Origin of the sequence: Mycobacterium ostraviense (genome assembly GCF_002705925.1) — a bacterium.
In the GTDB taxonomy this organism is placed as follows: domain Bacteria; phylum Actinomycetota; class Actinomycetes; order Mycobacteriales; family Mycobacteriaceae; genus Mycobacterium; species Mycobacterium ostraviense.
This window is the reverse complement of the sequence record NZ_NKRE01000001.1, coordinates 3,274,250-3,290,873: the sequence shown is the minus strand read 5'-3', so window position 1 is coordinate 3,290,873 and position 16,624 is coordinate 3,274,250. Positions and strand designations below refer to the sequence as shown.

Below are 16,624 nucleotides of genomic sequence, written 5' to 3'. Positions count from 1 at the left end.
ATCACAATTCGGCGGCCAGCAGCTCGGCGATCTGGATGGTGTTCAGCGCCGCCCCCTTGCGCAGGTTGTCCCCCGCAACGAACAACGCCACACCGCGCCCGTCCGGCACCCCCGGGTCGCGCCGAATGCGACCGACCAGCGACTCGTCCACCCCGGCGGCCGCCAGCGGCGTCGGCACGTCGACCACCTTCACCCCGGGCGCGCCGTCGAGCAGTTCCCGAGCCCGCTCGGGCGAAAGCGGCCGGGCGAATTCGGCGTTGATGGACAAGCAGTGCCCGGTGAACACCGGCACCCGCACGCAAGTGCCACTGACCGCCAGGTCGGGAATGCCCAGGATCTTGCGGCTCTCGAACCGCAGCTTCTGGTCCTCGTCGGTCTCGCCGGAGCCGTCGTCCACCAATGACCCGGCCAGCGGCACCACGTTGAACGCGATCGGCGCGACGTACTTCTGCGGCGGCGGGAAGTCCAGCGCGCCGCCGTCGTGCACCAACGCTTCGGCGTCGTCGATGACCGCGCGCGCCTGGGCGGCCAGTTCGGCCACCCCGGCCAAGCCGCTACCGGAGACCGCTTGATAGGTGGAGGCCACCACGCGGACCAGCTGCGCCTCGTCGTGCAGCACCTTGAGCACCGGCATCGCCGCCATGGTGGTGCAATTCGGGTTGGCGATAATGCCTTTAGGCCGGTGCCCAGCGTCTCGTTCGAAGTTGACCTCCGACACCACCAACGGCACATCGGGATCCTTGCGCCACGCCGACGAGTTGTCGATCACCGTCACGCCCGCGGCGGCGAACCGCGGCGCCTGCACTCGTGACATCGCCGCGCCGGCGGAGAACAACGCGATGTCCAGGCCGCTCGGATCGGCCGTCTCGGCGTCTTCGACTTCGATCTCCTGACCGCGGAAGGCCAGCTTGCGGCCTTGGGAGCGGGCCGAGGCGAAGAACCGCACCGCCCCCCCACTGTCTGCCGCCGGGAAGTCGCGGTCGTCGAGCAGTGTGCGCATCACCTGGCCCACCTGACCGGTGGCGCCCACTATCCCGATCGACAAACCTGTCGCAACCATCTAGCGTCCCGTCCCCGCGTACACCGTGGCCTCCTCGTCACCGCCGAGCCCGAACGCCTCGTGCAGCGCGACCACCGCCTTGTCCAGCTCGGTGTCGCGGCACAGCACCGAGATCCGGATCTCCGACGTCGAGATCAGATCGATGTTCACCCCGACCGCGGCCAGTGCCTCACAGAAGGTCGCGGTGACCCCGGGATGGCTGCGCATGCCCGCCCCGATCAGCGACAGCTTGCCGATGTGGTCGTCGTAGAGCACCTGGGAGAAGCCGATCTCGTCTTTGAGCGAGTCCAGCTTGGCCACCGCGGTCGGCCCGACGTCGCGCGAGCAGGTGAAGGTGATGTCGGTTTTGCCGTCCTCGATCTTGGAGACGTTCTGCAGCACCATGTCGATGTTCACCTCGGCGTCGGCGATGGCGCGGAACACCTTGGCCGCATAGCCGGGGATGTCGGGCAGCCCGACGATGGTCACCTTGGCTTCGCTGCGGTCGTGCGCGACTCCGGTCAGGATGGGGTCTTCCATAGGTACGTCCTTGATCGATCCGACGACGACGGTGCCCGGCTTGTCCGAATACGACGAGCGGACATGCACCGGAATGTTGTACCGACGGGCGTATTCCACACAGCGCAGCATCAATACCTTGGCGCCGCAGGCCGCCATCTCGAGCATCTCCTCGAACGTGACGGTGTCCAGCTTGCGCGCGTTGTGCACGATCCGCGGGTCGGCGGTGAAGATGCCGTCCACGTCGGTGTAGATCTCGCAGACGTCGGCGCACAGCGCGGCCGCCAGGGCGACCGCCGTGGTGTCCGAGCCGCCGCGGCCCAGGGTAGTGACATCGCGGGTGTCCTGGCTGACGCCCTGAAATCCGGCGACCAGCACGATCCGGCCTTCGTCGAGCGCGGCCCGCACCCGCCCCGGCGTGACGTCGATGATCTTGGCGTTGCCGTGAGTACCGGTGGTGATCACGCCGGCTTGCGAACCGGTGAACGACCGGGCCTGGGCGCCGAGGGATTCGATCGCCATGGCCACCAGCGCGTTGGAGATGCGCTCGCCGGCGGTCAGCAGCATGTCGAGCTCGCGCGGCGGTGGCACCGGACACACCTGCTGCGCCAGGTCCAGCAGGTCGTCGGTGGTGTCGCCCATCGCCGAGACGACGACGACCACGTCGTTGCCCTGCTTCCTGGTCGCGACGATCCGCTCGGCGACCCGACGGATCCGCTCGGCATCGGCCACTGAGGATCCGCCGTACTTCTGCACGACGAGCGCCACTGATCTTTTCCTGTCTCGGATTCGAGGTACTGGATTTAAGTCCACAACAGGATACGTGGACGCACATCGAGTGTGAGCTGACGGCTTCGAGTGAGCGCACAGGGCGGAACTTTCGCGATTTTGCCCGCCCGCAACGCACACCCAAAGCCGTCAGCTCACACTCGATATCAGTGGTTTTGGTGATCGGGCCGATAGCGGTAGAGTGCACAACGTGCAGCGGGTGCTCCTCCTCGGACGCCGCGACGGGGTCTGATCCAGACCGGCTTCCCGTCGCGGGCGTTCGCGACGCGCCGGTCTGAGGTTCCTTCTCACCACCCCGTTCATCACCCGGAGCAACTACCGTGACCAATTCCGATTCACCCGACAGCTATACCTTCGCCCGGACCGTCGTCAAACCTTCCGGTCCGCCGCGTCCCGGCCAGCCCGGATGGAATCCGCAGCGCGGCTCGTCGATGCCGGTCCACCGGTACCGCTCGTTCGCCGAAGAAGTCGAGCCCATCCGGCTGCCCGACCGCACCTGGCCCGACCGCGTCATCACCCACGCCCCTTTGTGGTGCGCGGTGGATCTGCGCGACGGCAACCAGGCGTTGATCGACCCGATGAGCCCGGCCCGCAAGCGCCGCATGTTCGACCTGCTGGTCCGCATGGGTTACAAGGAGATCGAGGTCGGGTTCCCGTCAGCCAGCCAGACCGACTTCGACTTCGTCCGCGAGATCATCGAGCAGGGTGCGATTCCTGACGACGTCACCATCCAGGTGCTGACCCAGTGCCGTCCGGAGCTGATCGAGCGCACCTTCGAGGCGTGTGCGGGTGCGCCGCGCGCCATCGTGCACTTCTACAACTCGACGTCGATCCTGCAGCGCCGGGTGGTGTTCAAAGCCGACCGCGCGGCGGTGCAGGCCATTGCCACCGACGGCGCCCGCAAGTGCGTCGAGGAGGCCGCCAAATATCCCGGCACGCAGTGGCGGTTCGAGTATTCGCCGGAGTCCTACACCGGCACCGAGCTGGAGTACGCCAAACAGGTCTGCGACGCCGTCAGCGACATCATCCAGCCGACGCCGGACAACCCGATCATCTTCAATCTGCCCGCCACCGTCGAGATGGCCACGCCCAACGTCTACGCCGACTCGATCGAGTGGATGAGCCGCAACCTGGCGCGTCGCGACTCCGTCATCCTGAGCTTGCATCCGCACAACGACCGTGGGACCGCCGTCGCCGCAGCCGAATTGGGCTATCAGGCCGGCGCCGACCGGATCGAGGGCTGCCTGTTCGGCAACGGCGAGCGCACCGGCAACGTATGCCTGGTGACGCTGGGGCTCAACCTGTTCTCCCGCGGGGTGGACTCGCAGATCGACTTCTCGAACATCGACGAGATCCGGCGCACCGTCGAGTACTGCAACCAGCTGCCGGTGCATGAGCGTCATCCTTACGGCGGGGACCTGGTGTACACGGCGTTCTCCGGTAGCCATCAGGACGCCATCAACAAGGGCCTGGACGCGATGAAGTTCGACGCCGATGCCGCCGATGTCGATATGGACGACATGCTGTGGCAGGTGCCGTATCTGCCGATCGACCCGCGCGATGTCGGCCGGACGTACGAAGCGGTGATCCGGGTCAACTCGCAGTCTGGTAAGGGCGGGGTCGCCTACATCATGAAGGCCGATCATGGCCTGGCCCTGCCGCGACGGCTGCAGATCGAGTTCTCCCAGGTGATTCAAAAGATCGCAGAGGGCAAAGGCGGCGAGGGCGGCGAGGTCTCACCGAAGGAGATGTGGGACGTATTCGCCGAGGAATATCTGGCCCCGGTGCGGCCGCTGGAGCGCATCAAGCAACATGTCGACGCCGCCGACGATGACGGCGGCACCACCAACATCGTCGCGACCGTCAAGATCGACGGCGTGGAGACCGAGATCAGCGGCACCGGTAACGGCCCACTGGCGGCGTTTGTCGACGCGCTGCGTCCCGTCGGCCTCGACGTGGCCATCCTGGACTACTCCGAGCACGCGATGAGCGCGGGCGGCGATGCGCAGGCCGCGGCATATGTCGAGGCCTCGGTCGCCAGGACGGAGGGTGCCGCAGACGCCGAGCGCCAGACCGTGTGGGGCGTCGGCATCGCCCCGTCGATCACCACCGCGTCGCTGCGGGCGGTGGTGTCGGCGGTCAACCGGGCCAGCAACCGATGAACTGACCGCGGCTATTCGTGCCGCCCGGCTACTTCTCGGAAAACACACGTAACAGCCGGTCGACCACGCCGGCCGGATTCTGTCCCGTGCCTGGCATCGTGAGGTTGCTGAACAGGTACCCGTTGAGCAGCCGACTCAACTCGTCCATCTGCTCAGGCGTCGGGGTGAAGCCCGCCGCCTCGAGGATCAGCGTGGCGGTTTTCACCGCGGCGGCCTGCAGCGCGATCAGAAACGGCTGTAGCTCGGGCCGGCGCGTCCCCTCCATGAACAGCTCGAACCGAGCCAGCGTGTAGCGTCGCGCCTGCTCATCGGGGTCGGCAAGGAGACGCGTCAGGAGCGCTTCGACGCCGTCACGGGTCAGCGAACCGACCGCGGTTTGCACCGCCGCCACGCGTTGCCAGTGCAGGTCGACGGTGCGGGCCGCGGTCGCTTCGAGCAATGCCTGGCGGGTCCGGAAGTAGTTCGAGGTGGTGCCCGCGGGCAGGCCCGCCCGCTCGTCAACCTGGCGATGCGTCAGCCCTCCGACCCCCACCTCGGCCAGTATGCCGATGGCGACGTCGAGGATCTGGGTGCGGCGTTGCGGGTTCGGCGGCATCAGTGGGTGTAGCGCAGCCGCCAGAACATGGTCAGGAAAGCCGGATAGACCGCGATCAGCAGCAAATAGCTGAACCACATCGGAAACCACGTCACTATCGACACGTCCCTGACCACATAGGACATGTAGAGGTGCAGCGGCACGCTGCCGCCGATGTAGACCAACTGTGCGGTGAAAACAGCCGATGCCGTTTGCCGGTGAACCGGACCCGATGCCACACCAGGATGCCGGTGATGGCCGCGTACGTCATCGGCACCAGCAGGATTCGGTCCGTCGTTACGGTCACCACGTATCGCAGGGTGAGTTCGTCTCCGAAGACCACCCGGTACAGGTGCAAGACGGCGCCGAGCGACATGGTCAGGATCGCGGCTTCCCGAAAGAAATAGTCGTGTCGGCGGTACACGCTTTGATGTACTACATCCGTAGTGGTAGACATGGGCATGACGCTACCACTACGCCTGTAGTGTAAGCAAGATTCAGAAGAGGGCCAGCTGCTGGTCGACCAGGCCGGGGTCGGTGAATTCCTCCATGCTGGTGCCGCCGACGACCGATTCCACGCGGTTCATGAACTGCGCGTCGGATACCACTGGTACCCCAAGCTGCAGGGCGTGATATCCCTTGCCCTGGTCGGGAGCGGTCTCGTTGCAGACCACCAGTGAGGTCTCCCGGTCCACGTCGTCGCTGTAGGCCAGTCCGGCATACAAGATCCGCTCGACCAGCTCCTCGTGGGTGCGCCCTACCTCGGCGGCCAACGCCACCCGCATGCCCTGAACCAGGGGCCGGCCGGTGACATAGCGGCCCGGGTTGAGATACGGGCAGAGCATCCGGGACGCCATCACCTTCAGCGGGCGCAGCTCGTCGTGAGTCACCCGCCCGTTGGGCCAATGACGTCGGGTCACCGGACGTATCGGCAGCCAGACATCCAGTTCCCGAGCCCGCTCGAGAGCGGGCGTCAGCACCCCGGTCAACACCAGCGCGTCGTCGAACGCGTCGTGCGGGCGCTCCTGGGTGATACCCCAGTGTGCGGCGAGCGTCTCCAGCCGAAGATTGTCCATGCCGAGCTCGAGCCGCCGGGCCAGCTCGACGGTGCACATGACGGTGTCGACGGGAAGTTCGGCGTCGGCGAGTTCGGCTTCGGCGGCCAGGAACGCGTAGTCGAACGCGACATTGTGTGCCACCAGGGTGCGCCCGCGTAGCACCTCGACCACGTCACCCACGATGTCGGCGAATTGCGGCTGGTCTTCGAGCATCGCCGCGGTCAGACCGTGGACATGGGTGGGACCGGGCTCCACTCCCGGATTGAGCAGGCTGACCACGGACTGCTCCACCCGCCCGTCGGCGTCGATGCCTAGCGCGGCGATGCTGATGATCCGGGCCTGACCCGGGCGAAAGCCCGAGGTCTCGACGTCGATGACGGCCCAACCCTCGTGCGGGTGACTGGCCGGCCGTCCCCAGGTATGGCTCACAGGTTGAGAATGGCATGCGCGACCGACATCAGCGGCGTCGCTGCGCATCGTGTCGGGCACGAAGTCTGATGAGGGCGACCCGCAGCGCCCGGCGACAAGCACCGAGCTTGCGATCGCCCCTAAACTCACCCGGGTGATCACCACCCGGGCCCGCCTTGCCCTCGCCGCCGGAGCGAGCGCGCGCTGGGCATCGCGGGTCACCGGGCGCGGAGCCGGCGCGATGATCGGCGGTCTGGTCGCGATGGCCCTGGACCGCTCGGTGCTGCGCCAACTCGCCGTGGGCCGTCGCACCGTGGTCGTCACCGGGACCAACGGCAAGTCGACGACCACCCGGATGACGGCCGCGGCTTTGGGCACGTTGGGCGCGGTGGCCACCAACGCCGAGGGCGCCAACATGGACGCCGGGCTGGTGGCCGCACTGGCCGCGGATCGTCATGCCAAGCTGGCGGCTCTGGAAGTCGACGAAATGCACGTGCCGCACGTGTCCGACGCCGTGGAGCCCGTCGTCATCGTCCTGCTGAACTTGTCGCGGGATCAGCTGGATCGTGTCGGCGAGATCACCGTGATCGAACGCACGCTGCGCGCCGGGCTGGCGCGGCACCGGCAGGCCGTCGTCGTCGCCAACTGCGACGACGTGCTCATGACGTCGGCGGGCTACGACAGCCCAAACGTGGTGTGGGTGGCCGCGGGCGGCTCCTGGTCCAACGATTCGGTGAGCTGCCCGCGCAGCGGCGAGGTCATCGTCCGCGAACACGGTCACTGGTACAGCACCGGCGCCGACTTCAAGCGGCCAACCCCGCAGTGGTGGTTCGACGACCACACCCTGTACGGGCCGGACGGGCTGGCGCTGCCGATGCGGTTGGCGCTTCCGGGCGCGGTGAATCGTGGCAATGCCGCCCAGGCCGTCGCCGCCGCCGTCGCGCTGGGCGCCGATCCCCGAAAAGCCGTCGCAGCCGTCTGCAACGTCGACGAGGTCGCCGGGCGCTACCGGACCGTGCGGATCGGCGCGCACCAAGCGCGGATCCTGCTGGCCAAGAACCCGGCCGGCTGGCAGGAAGCGCTCTCGATGGTGGATAAGCACGCAGCCGGGGTGGTCATCGCGGTCAACGGTCAGGTACCCGACGGCGAGGACCTGTCGTGGCTGTGGGACGTACGCTTCGAGCACTTCGAGAACACACCGGTAGTTGCCGCCGGGGAGCGAGGCACCGACCTGGCGGTTCGCCTCGGCTACGCGGACGTCGACCACACCCTGGTGCACGACACCATGGCGGCCATCGCGTCCTGCCCGCCGGGGCGGGTCGAAGTCGTCGCCAACTACACCGCGTTCCTGCAGCTGCAACGGGCATTGGCGCGTCATGGCTGATTCCAAGGTGCGGATCGGTCTGGTGCTGCCCGACGTGATGGGCACCTACGGCGACGGCGGCAACGCGGTGGTGCTGCGCCAACGGCTGCTGCTGCGAGGCATCCCCGCCGAGATCGTCGAGATCACGCTGGCCGATCCGGTCCCGGAATCGTTGGACCTCTACACCTTGGGCGGCGCGGAGGACTACGCCCAGCGGTTGGCCACCACGCACCTGCTGCAATACCCGGGTCTGCAGCGCGCGGCGGCCCGGGGTGCGCCCGTGTTGGCGATCTGTGCGGCCGTCCAGGTGCTCGGCCAGTGGTACGAGACATCCGCGGGAGAACGGGTCGACGGCGTGGGCCTGCTCGATGCCACCACCTCGCCGCAACCGGCGCGCACCATCGGCGAGCTTGTCAGCACGCCATTGCTGACCGGATTGACGCAGCCGTTGACCGGCTTCGAAAACCACCGCGGCGGCACCGTCCTGGGCCCCGCGGCGTCGCCGTTGGGAACGGTCGTCAAGGGTGCCGGCAACCGAACCGGCGATGGCTTCGACGGCGTGGTTCAGGGCAGCGTAGTCGCGACGTACATGCACGGGCCGTGTCTGGCCCGCAACCCCGAGCTTGCCGACCTGCTGCTTAGCAAGGTGGTGGGTTCGCTACCGCCGCTGGAGCTCCCCGAGGTGGACCTGCTGCGCCGCGAGCGACTGCGCGGTTAAGGGCTTAAGGCCGCCACCCTCTGGCCAGCAGTGCGTTGCGCACCCGGGCGATTACCTCGTCGGATCTGTCTTCGGCGATCACCCGGATGATCAGCCAACCCAGCTGCGCGAGGGTGCGCAGTCGCCGTTGGTCGTGCGCATACCGCCGGCGGTCGGTGCGGTGTTGGTCACCGTCATATTCGGCCGCCACCCGGTATTTCTCCCAGCCCATATCCAGCATTGCGATCAGCCGCCAATCCTGCTGCACCGGTATCTGCGTGCTGGGTAGGGGAAACCCGGCGTCGATCAGCAACAGCCGCAGCCAGGTCTCTTTGGGCGACGCCGCTCCCGCGTCGACGAGAGGCAGCACGGCCCGCAGTCGCCGGACACCACGCGCACCTGGATAGCGCTTGGCCAACAGGAGAACCTCGTCGGTTGAGAACGGCGTCGCTCGCATAAGCGCGTCGAGGCGCGCTATCGCCTGCCCGCGTGGCAGATGCCTGCCGAGGTCATATGCAGTCCGCGCCAACGTGGTCACCGGCAGGCCCACTACCCGGGTGATCTCGTCATCGGCCAGGACTTCGTCGCGAGCGACGAGCCCCCTCGGGGGCCTGGTGTTGCACCAGATCAACTCGATGGCGACGTCATCGTCGATCCATTGCGCGCCGTGCAGTGCGGATGCAGCGATACCGGCAATGACCGCTCGGCGTCCCGACCATAGCCATGCCCCGATGGTCCGGTCGCGCAGTGACAGGTTGTGCCGTTGCGGGGCGTAGACACCTGGATACACCGGCCGGTACCACCGTTGCAGCTCGTGCCGGGTCACTTTGCTGGACGAGACAGCTTCGCTGCCGAGGAAAACCGTTTTCATGGCTCGAAATGTTGGCAGCGGGAACCGACAACTCACCGAGCCTGTAAATCCGCAGAGAAAGTGCGAGTAGCGGCCTGCAAAATTACAGGCTCGGCGACATCACGGCGAAATCACGCGAGCACCCGGCGGCCGGTCAACGCACGGCCGAGGGTCAGCTCGTCTGCGAACTCCAGGTCGCCGCCCATCGGCAGGCCCGACGCGATCCGGGTGACGGTCAGCCCGGGGATGTCGCGCAGCATCCGCACCAGGTAGGTGGCGGTGGCCTCGCCCTCGGTATTGGGGTCGGTGGCGATGATCACCTCGGTGATGTCGACGTCGTCGACCCGCTCACCGATGCGGCTCAGCAGCTCGCGGATCCGCAGCTGCTCGGGACCGATCCCGGACAGTGGATCAAGCGCACCACCCAAGACGTGGTAGCGGCCGCGGAATTCGCGGGTGCGCTCGACGGCCTGGATGTCCTTGGGCTCCTCAACGACGCACACCACGGAGCCGTCGCGTCGTGGATCAGCACAGATGCGGCAACGCTCGCCATCGGAGACGTTGCCGCAGACGGCGCAGAACCGCACGCCGTCGCGCACCCGGCCCAGCACTGCGGTCAGGCGGTCGATATCCGACGGCTCGACCGACAAGAGGTGAAAGGCAATGCGCTGCGCACTCTTCGGCCCGATACCCGGCAACTTACCGAGCTCGTCGATCAGATCCTGGACAGGTCCCTCGAACATGTCAGTGCGGGTCAGACCCCCGGCGCTCCCGGCATCCCCGGCGCTCCCGGCATACCCGGCATCCCCGGCGCACCCGGCATCCCCGGCCCTGGTGCACCGGGCGCACCCGGCGGACGCATCGCCCCGGCCAATGCCCCCAGCCGTTCCTGCGCCATCTTCGTCACTTGCTGCGACGCGTCGCGCATCGCACCGACGATCAGGTCCTGCAAGGTCTCGATGTCGTTGGGGTCGACGACCTTGGGGTCGATCGTCACACCGATCACCTCGCCGCTGCCTTTGACGCGAACCTGGACCAAGCCCCCACCGGCTTGGCCGTGCACCTCAGAGTTGGCCAATTGGTGCTGGGCTTCCAGTAGCTTCTGCTGCATCTGCTGCGCCTGGGCCAGCAGCGCCGACATATCGCCTCCAGGTTGCATGACAGTCCCCTCGCATCTTGGTCTCGAGTTGGTTTCGCCTGCGGTTGTCGGGCGATTCGAAACATCCAGCCTAGACCGCGCCACGTTAGCTTTGCGCAGTGGACGTACGAGTCAGCCTGCGTGTCGGGATCGCCTTCCTACTCCAGGGGGTCGTCGGCGTGCTCGTCGCCGCTGCGCTACCGCTGGTCCCGAAAGCCGCTGCCACCCCCGCGAGTATCGCCGGCATGGTGGTATTCATCGATCCCGGCCACAACGGGGCCAACGACTCGTCGATCGGGCGCCAGGTACCCACGGGTCGGGGCGGCACCAAGGACTGCCAAGCCAGCGGAACGTCGACCAACAGCGGCTATCCGGAACACACCTTCACCTGGGACACCGCGCTGCGGTTGCGGGCCGCGCTCAACGCGCTGGGCGTGCGCACCGCCATGTCGCGCGGCAACGACAACGCGCTGGGACCTTGCGTCGACGAGCGAGCCAACATGGCCAACGCCCTGCATCCCAACGCGGTCGTCAGCCTGCACGCCGACGGCGGGCCGGCCACCGGCCGCGGCTTCCACGTCAACTACTCGGCCCCGCCACTGAACGCGACCCAGGCCGGACCCTCGGTGCAGTTCGCCAAGGTGATGCGGGACCAGCTGCAGGCCTCGGGCATTCCGCCGGCCAACTACATCGGTCAGGACGGCCTGTACGGACGTTCCGACCTGGCGGGCCTGAACCTGGCGCAGTATCCGTCGATCTTGGTCGAGCTGGGCAACATGAAGAACCCGGCGGACTCGGCGCTGATCGAATCCGCCGAGGGACGGCAAAAGTACGCCAGCGCGCTGGTCCGCGGCATCGCAGGTTTCCTGGCCGCCCAAAGCCAGGCGCGTTAGCTTTCCAGCTGCTTTTTCAGGTTGGCCAGCACTTCGCCCTGAATCCGCTTCAAGCCCAGAGGCGCAAACGTCTTTTCAAAGAAACCCTTGACGCCCCCGGCGCCGTTCCAGGTGGTCTTGACGGTGACGCTGCAGCCGGGTCCCGCGGGGGCCACCGTCCAATTGGTGATCATGGACGAGTTCGCGTCCTTTTCGATCACCGTGTGGCCCGCGACGTCGACGTTGACCTGCACGTTGCGCACGCGTGATTTGGTGGCCTGCAGCCGCCATTTTGCGACCGTGCCCTGCCCTTGGCCACCCTCGAGCACCTGGTACTCGCTGTACTGCGGAGAAAGGATTTTCGGGCGGACACTGCGATAATCGGCCACCGCATCGAGTGCGGCCGCGGGCTCAGCATTGATCAAGATCGTGCTGGCTGCGCTCACCTGTGCCATCAGGTGCAACTCCTCCGTATCGAGCCCGCGCGCGGATGCGGGGGCTGTGGTCGGTGACTACGATATATGTGATGCCCGCCCGTGAATCTGCGCTGTCCACCTACCGATCGGGCGTCGATCGGTTGCTGGCGAGCTATCGATCCATCCCCGCGACCGCGACGGTCCGGTTGGCCAAGCCCACCTCAAATCTGTTCCGCGCCCGCACCAAACGCGATGCTCCCGGCCTGGATACCTCCGGACTGACCGGCGTCATCGGTGTGGATCCCGACGCCCGCACCGCCGACGTGGCCGGCATGTGCACGTATGAGGACCTGGTCGCCGCGACGCTGCGTTGCGGCCTGTCGCCGCTGGTAGTTCCGCAACTGAAGACCATCACCCTCGGCGGGGCGGTCACCGGCCTGGGCATCGAGTCGGCATCGTTTCGCAATGGCCTGCCGCACGAGTCGGTGCTGGAAATGGATATTCTCACCGGCGCCGGCGAATTGCTCACCGCGTCCCCCGACCAGCACGCCGACCTGTACCGCGCATTTCCGAATTCCTATGGAACACTGGGGTATTCGACCCGGCTGCGGATCGAGCTGGAGCCGGTCAAACCCTTCGTGGCTTTGCGGCACATCCGATTTCACTCATTGGCCGAGATGATCGCGGCGATGGAACGCATTGTCGACACCCAAGGACTCGACGGAGTCCCGGTGGATTACCTCGACGGCGTCGTGTTCGGCGCCGACGAGAGCTACCTGTGCGTGGGCATGCGGACGACGACGCCGGGCCCGGTCAGCGACTACACCGGACAAGACATCTACTACCGGTCCATCCAGCATGAGACCGGAGTCAAAGAAGACCGGTTGACCATCCGCGACTACTTCTGGCGCTGGGACACCGACTGGTTCTGGTGTTCACGCGCGTTCGGCGCGCAGAACCCACGACTGCGGCGCTGGTGGCCGCGCCGCTACCGGCGCAGCAGCGTCTACTGGAAGCTGGTGGCGGTCGATCAGCGCTTCGGAATCGCCGACCGGATCGAGAAACGCAACGGACGCCCGGCGCGCGAACGGGTCGTTCAAGACGTCGAGGTGCCCATCGAGCGAATCTGCGAGTTTCTGCAGTGGTTCCTCGACAATGTGCCGATCGCGCCAATCTGGGTGTGCCCATTGCGGCTGCGCGATCACCCCAACTCACCAACTGCCTGGCCGCTGTACCCGATCCCGCCGGATCGCACCTACGTCAATATCGGGTTCTGGTCGTCGGTGCCGGCAGCCACCGCCGAGGGCGCGACCAACCGGGCGATCGAGGCGAAGGTGAGTGAGCTCGACGGCCACAAGTCGCTCTACTCCGACAGCTACTACACCCGCGAGGAGTTTGACGAGCTCTACGGCGGGGAGTCTTACAACACCGTGAAAAAGATCTACGACCCGGACTCGCGTCTACTCGACCTCTACGCAAAGGCGGTACAACGACGATGACAACGATCAAGGAGGCCAGCCGTCCCACTGCCGGGGGCAAGCTGACCATGGCCGAAATCCTGGCGATCTTCACCGCTCCTGGACAGCAGCCGCTGAAGTTCGCCGCCTATGACGGCAGCACCGCCGGACGTGCCGACGCGACGCTGGGTCTGGAACTCACCTCACCGCGCGGCATCACTTACTTGGCGACGGCTCCGGGTGAACTGGGTCTGGCCCGCGCCTATGTATCGGGTGACCTGCAGACCCGCGGCGTCCATCCCGGCGACCCGTATCAGCTGCTCAAAGCGTTGACCGACCGGGTGAAGTTCAAGCGGCCGTCGCCGCGGGTGCTGGCCAATGTCGTGCGCTCGATCGGCGTGGAGAACCTGCTGCCGGTCGCGCCGCCGCCGCAGGAGGCACCGCCCCGGTGGCGCCGGCTGGCCGAGGGCCTGCTGCACAGCAAGTCCCGTGACGCCGAAGCCATCCATCACCACTACGACGTCTCCAACACCTTCTACGAATGGGTGCTCGGCCCGTCGATGACCTACACCTGCGCGGTCTACCCGAACGCGGACGCGACGCTGGAAGAGGCTCAGGAGAACAAATACCGGCTGATCTTCGAGAAGCTGCGGCTACAACCGGGCGACCGACTGCTCGACGTCGGCTGCGGCTGGGGCGGCATGGTGCGTTACGCAGCACGACGAGGCGTCCATGTGCTGGGTGCCACGCTATCGGCCGAGCAGGCCAAGTGGGCGCAACAGGCGATTTCAGACGACGGTTTGAGTGACCTTGCCGAAGTGCGGCACTGCGACTACCGCGACGTGACCGAGACCGGATTCGACGCGGTCTCATCGATCGGCCTGACCGAGCACATCGGCGTCCGGAATTATCCCGCCTACTTCGGCTTCCTCAAGTCGAAGTTGCGCACCGGCGGCCTGGTGCTCAACCACTGCATCACCCGCCACGACAACAAGTCGGCCCCATTCGCGGGCGGGTTCACCGACCGCTACGTCTTCCCGGACGGGGAGCTGGCGGGTTCGGGGCGCATCATCACCGACGTCCAGGACGCCGGTTTCGAGGTGCTGCACGAGGAGAACTTCCGGCATCACTACGCGATGACGCTGCGCGACTGGTGCCGCAACCTCGTCGACCACTGGGAGGAAGCCGTCGCCGAGGTCGGACTGCCCACCGCCAAAGTGTGGGGCCTGTACATGGCTGCATCGCGAGTTGCATTCGAACACAACAACATTCAGTTGCATCACGTGCTGGCCGCCAATGTGGACCCCTGGGGCGAGGATGACCTGCCGCTGCGGCCATGGTGGACGCCGTAGTTTTGCTTTTTAGTCGATGGGCCGGGCGCCCAGTTCGTTACGCAGCAGCTCGAGGGCTGCCTCTTCGGGGTCGCGGCGCGGCTCGGAGGGGTTGTTGTGGCCGGCTTCGGCGAGCATGCTTTCCTCTTCGTCTTCCCTGGGCTGAGCGGAATCGGTTTCTGGCACAACCTCTTCCGCTTTTGCGGGCACCGAGGCTGTGACGGGCTCGGGTCCGCTCACCTCGCACCGTACCCGCCAGGCGACGCCCAACGCGTCTTTGAGGGCCTCGGCGATGACGTCGGCATTGCGCTGTTCGGACAACCGCCGGGCCAGCGGCGCCGAATCGTGGGTCAGCACCAGCGTGTTGCCCTCCAGGGCGCGAACGGTGGCTCCCGCCAGCATCACCTCGGTGGTGCGGCTGCGCTGGCGCACCTTGTCGCGCACCGTCGGCCACATGGTACGAACGGCGGCTGCGTTGAGTTCGCTTGGCGCAGTAGCCGGTTCGGGAGCCGGTTCGGGAGCCGATTCGGGAGCCGGCTCGGGCGACGCCGGACGACGCGGGGCCGCAGTGTCCGCCGGGCGCGCGGGCGGTGCCGGACGGCGCGTGGCCGCGGTGTCCGGTGTCTCCGGAGCGGCCGGGATCGACATGGCCAACCGGGTCTCGATCCGCTCGACACGTTGCAGCAACGCGGATTCGGCGTCACTGGCCGACGGCAGGAGCAGCCGCGCGCAAATCACTTCCAGGAGCAGGCGCGGCGCAGTCGCGCCGCGCATCTCGCCCAGACCGGCCTGAACCACCTCGGCGTACCGGGTCAGGGTCGCCGGCCCGATGCGCGCCGCCTGATCCCGCATCCGGTCCAGCACATCCTCCGGCGCATCCACCACACCACGAGACACCGCGTCCGGAACCGCTTGCAGGACAAGCAGATCCCGGAATCGCTCCAGCAGATCGGTGGCGAAACGGCGAGGGTCGTGCCCGGCGTCGATCACCGATTCGACCGCCCCGAACAACGCCGCCGCGTCGCCTGCGGCCAGCGCGTCGACGGCATCGTCGATCAGGGCCACATCGGTGGCCCCCAGCAGCCCCAATGCCCGCTGATAGGTCACCCGGATGCCGTCGTGGCCGTGGTCGGAGCCTGCCACCAACTGGTCCAGCACCGACAACGTGTCACGCGGGGACCCGCCGCCGGCTCGGATCACCAGCGGGTACACCGCGTCGTCGACGACGACGCCCTCCTGCTCACAGATTCGCCCGATCAGCCCTCGCATGGTGCGCGGTGGCAGCAACCGGAACGGGTAGTGGTGGGTGCGCGACCGAATGGTGGGCAGCACCTTTTCCGGTTCGGTGGTGGCGAAGATGAAGATCAGGTGCTCGGGCGGTTCTTCGACGATCTTGAGCAGCGCGTTGAAACCGGCGGTGGTCACCATGTGCGCCTCGTCGACGATGAACACCCGGTACCGCGACTGAGCCGGTGCGTAGAACGCGCGATCCCGCAGCTCGCGGGTGTCGTCCACGCCGCCGTGACTGGCCGCGTCGAGTTCGACCACGTCGATGCTGCCGGGCGCGTTGGGCGCCAGCGCCACGCAGGACTCACAGACGCCGCACGGCGTGGCCGTCGGGCCCTGCGCACAGTTCAAGGAGCGCGCCAGGATGCGCGCCGACGACGTCTTCCCGCAGCCGCGCGGCCCCGAGAACAGGTACGCGTGGTTGATCCGGCCGGCTTCCAGGGCGACCGACAGCGGCTCGGTGACGTGCTCCTGCCCCACCACCTCGGCGAAGGTTGCCGGTCGATACTTGCGGTAGAGAGCCACGGTCAGCAGGCTACTCAGCTTGGGTGACGAGCGCCCGGCTGGGCATCGTGTGTGCACTCACGGCGTCGAGGGTGAACACCGAGCGGGATCTTCGCAATTTCTGCCGCCCTGGACGCACAGCGAAAGCCTTGAGCGCACA

The 16,624-nt window shown here is 66.9% G+C and carries 16 protein-coding genes; 6 read left to right on the top strand and 10 right to left on the bottom strand.

Annotated features, from left to right (window positions below):
• Nucleotide 1: 1 nt before the first annotated feature.
• Together CDN38_RS15135 and CDN38_RS15130 are read right to left on the bottom strand one after the other, a co-directional pair.
• Nucleotides 2-1,060, bottom strand: coding sequence for an aspartate-semialdehyde dehydrogenase (locus CDN38_RS15135; protein ID WP_075509826.1), 1,059 nt, complete (start codon nucleotides 1,058-1,060; stop codon nucleotides 2-4).
• Nucleotides 1,061-2,326 (bottom strand): aspartate kinase, encoded by a 1,266-nt coding sequence (locus CDN38_RS15130; RefSeq protein WP_075509825.1) that lies wholly within the window; start codon nucleotides 2,324-2,326, stop codon nucleotides 1,061-1,063.
• 341 nt (nucleotides 2,327-2,667) lie between these two features.
• On the opposite strand from CDN38_RS15130, the gene leuA reads away from it, so the two are divergent.
• The gene (leuA, locus tag CDN38_RS15125; protein WP_075509824.1) at nucleotides 2,668-4,509 is read left to right on the top strand and encodes a 2-isopropylmalate synthase; all 1,842 of its coding nucleotides are present in this window, start codon (nucleotides 2,668-2,670) and stop codon (nucleotides 4,507-4,509) included.
• A gap of 28 nt (nucleotides 4,510-4,537) precedes the next feature.
• Here leuA and CDN38_RS15120 read toward each other — a convergent pair whose 3' ends face one another.
• From CDN38_RS15120 to CDN38_RS15110, 3 genes are all read right to left on the bottom strand, one after another.
• Nucleotides 4,538-5,104 carry a TetR/AcrR family transcriptional regulator gene (locus CDN38_RS15120; RefSeq protein WP_075509823.1) on the bottom strand — a complete coding sequence of 189 codons (567 nt, stop codon included), beginning with the start codon at nucleotides 5,102-5,104 and terminating at the stop codon, nucleotides 4,538-4,540.
• The gene (locus CDN38_RS30865; protein WP_233026890.1) at nucleotides 5,104-5,322 is read right to left on the bottom strand and encodes a hypothetical protein; all 219 of its coding nucleotides are present in this window, start codon (nucleotides 5,320-5,322) and stop codon (nucleotides 5,104-5,106) included. Before CDN38_RS30865 ends, CDN38_RS15120 begins: the two co-directional genes overlap by 1 nt.
• Before the next feature lie 258 nt (nucleotides 5,323-5,580).
• Nucleotides 5,581-6,570, bottom strand: coding sequence for a DEDDh family exonuclease (locus CDN38_RS15110; RefSeq protein ID WP_075509822.1), 990 nt, complete (start codon nucleotides 6,568-6,570; stop codon nucleotides 5,581-5,583).
• 133 nt (nucleotides 6,571-6,703) lie between these two features.
• On the opposite strand from CDN38_RS15110, the gene CDN38_RS15105 reads away from it, so the two are divergent.
• Together CDN38_RS15105 and CDN38_RS15100 are read left to right on the top strand one after the other, a co-directional pair.
• Nucleotides 6,704-7,933: a Mur ligase family protein gene (locus CDN38_RS15105; RefSeq protein ID WP_075509840.1), complete on the top strand. Its 1,230-nt coding sequence runs from the start codon at nucleotides 6,704-6,706 to the stop codon at nucleotides 7,931-7,933.
• Nucleotides 7,926-8,630 (top strand): type 1 glutamine amidotransferase, encoded by a 705-nt coding sequence (locus tag CDN38_RS15100; RefSeq protein WP_075509821.1) that lies wholly within the window; start codon nucleotides 7,926-7,928, stop codon nucleotides 8,628-8,630. Before CDN38_RS15105 ends, CDN38_RS15100 begins: the two co-directional genes overlap by 8 nt.
• A gap of 4 nt (nucleotides 8,631-8,634) precedes the next feature.
• Here CDN38_RS15100 and CDN38_RS15095 read toward each other — a convergent pair whose 3' ends face one another.
• From CDN38_RS15095 to CDN38_RS15085, 3 genes are all read right to left on the bottom strand, one after another.
• On the bottom strand, nucleotides 8,635-9,480 hold the full coding sequence (locus CDN38_RS15095; protein ID WP_075509820.1) for a putative endonuclease domain-containing protein: 846 nt from the start codon (nucleotides 9,478-9,480) through the stop codon (nucleotides 8,635-8,637).
• A 110-nt stretch (nucleotides 9,481-9,590) separates the two neighbouring features.
• The gene (gene recR, locus CDN38_RS15090) at nucleotides 9,591-10,202 is read right to left on the bottom strand and encodes a recombination mediator RecR (protein ID WP_075509819.1); all 612 of its coding nucleotides are present in this window, start codon (nucleotides 10,200-10,202) and stop codon (nucleotides 9,591-9,593) included.
• An 11-nt stretch (nucleotides 10,203-10,213) separates the two neighbouring features.
• Entirely contained in the window at nucleotides 10,214-10,618 is a 405-nt protein-coding gene (locus CDN38_RS15085) for a YbaB/EbfC family nucleoid-associated protein (protein ID WP_075509818.1), read from the bottom strand.
• A gap of 98 nt (nucleotides 10,619-10,716) precedes the next feature.
• Here CDN38_RS15085 and CDN38_RS15080 point away from each other — a divergent pair, with 98 nt between their 5' ends.
• The gene (locus tag CDN38_RS15080) at nucleotides 10,717-11,490 is read left to right on the top strand and encodes an Rv3717 family N-acetylmuramoyl-L-alanine amidase (RefSeq protein WP_075509817.1); all 774 of its coding nucleotides are present in this window, start codon (nucleotides 10,717-10,719) and stop codon (nucleotides 11,488-11,490) included.
• Here the strand turns inward: CDN38_RS15080 and CDN38_RS15075 are convergent.
• Nucleotides 11,487-11,924 carry an SRPBCC family protein gene (locus CDN38_RS15075; protein WP_075509816.1) on the bottom strand — a complete coding sequence of 146 codons (438 nt, stop codon included), beginning with the start codon at nucleotides 11,922-11,924 and terminating at the stop codon, nucleotides 11,487-11,489. The two genes, CDN38_RS15080 and CDN38_RS15075, sit on opposite strands and share 4 nt — an antisense overlap.
• Before the next feature lie 71 nt (nucleotides 11,925-11,995).
• On the opposite strand from CDN38_RS15075, the gene CDN38_RS15070 reads away from it, so the two are divergent.
• Together CDN38_RS15070 and CDN38_RS15065 are read left to right on the top strand one after the other, a co-directional pair.
• Nucleotides 11,996-13,384 carry an FAD-binding oxidoreductase gene (locus CDN38_RS15070; protein ID WP_180276333.1) on the top strand — a complete coding sequence of 463 codons (1,389 nt, stop codon included), beginning with the start codon at nucleotides 11,996-11,998 and terminating at the stop codon, nucleotides 13,382-13,384.
• Nucleotides 13,381-14,694: a class I SAM-dependent methyltransferase gene (locus CDN38_RS15065; RefSeq protein ID WP_201258257.1), complete on the top strand. Its 1,314-nt coding sequence runs from the start codon at nucleotides 13,381-13,383 to the stop codon at nucleotides 14,692-14,694. Before CDN38_RS15070 ends, CDN38_RS15065 begins: the two co-directional genes overlap by 4 nt.
• Nucleotides 14,695-14,703: 9 nt before the next feature.
• On the opposite strand, the gene CDN38_RS15060 is transcribed toward CDN38_RS15065, so the two are convergent.
• Nucleotides 14,704-16,485 carry a DNA polymerase III subunits gamma/tau gene (locus tag CDN38_RS15060; RefSeq protein ID WP_075509814.1) on the bottom strand — a complete coding sequence of 594 codons (1,782 nt, stop codon included), beginning with the start codon at nucleotides 16,483-16,485 and terminating at the stop codon, nucleotides 14,704-14,706.
• Nucleotides 16,486-16,624: the final 139 nt, after the last annotated feature.

What these genes read in the sequence shown, in the direction of transcription:
- CDN38_RS15070 (WP_180276333.1), top strand. Translation starts at nt 11,996, where the DNA reads ATGCCCGCCCGTGAATCTGCGCTGTCCACCTACCGATCGGGCGTCGAT.
- CDN38_RS15100 (WP_075509821.1), top strand. Translation starts at nt 7,926, where the DNA reads ATGGCTGATTCCAAGGTGCGGATCGGTCTGGTGCTGCCCGACGTGATG.
- CDN38_RS15075 (WP_075509816.1), bottom strand. Translation starts at nt 11,924, where the DNA reads ATGGCACAGGTGAGCGCAGCCAGCACGATCTTGATCAATGCTGAGCCC.
- recR (WP_075509819.1), bottom strand. Translation starts at nt 10,202, where the DNA reads ATGTTCGAGGGACCTGTCCAGGATCTGATCGACGAGCTCGGTAAGTTG.
- CDN38_RS15135 (WP_075509826.1), bottom strand. Translation starts at nt 1,060, where the DNA reads ATGGTTGCGACAGGTTTGTCGATCGGGATAGTGGGCGCCACCGGTCAG.
- CDN38_RS15120 (WP_075509823.1), bottom strand. Translation starts at nt 5,104, where the DNA reads ATGCCGCCGAACCCGCAACGCCGCACCCAGATCCTCGACGTCGCCATC.
- CDN38_RS15095 (WP_075509820.1), bottom strand. Translation starts at nt 9,480, where the DNA reads ATGAAAACGGTTTTCCTCGGCAGCGAAGCTGTCTCGTCCAGCAAAGTG.
- CDN38_RS15065 (WP_201258257.1), top strand. Translation starts at nt 13,381, where the DNA reads ATGACAACGATCAAGGAGGCCAGCCGTCCCACTGCCGGGGGCAAGCTG.
- CDN38_RS15085 (WP_075509818.1), bottom strand. Translation starts at nt 10,618, where the DNA reads ATGCAACCTGGAGGCGATATGTCGGCGCTGCTGGCCCAGGCGCAGCAG.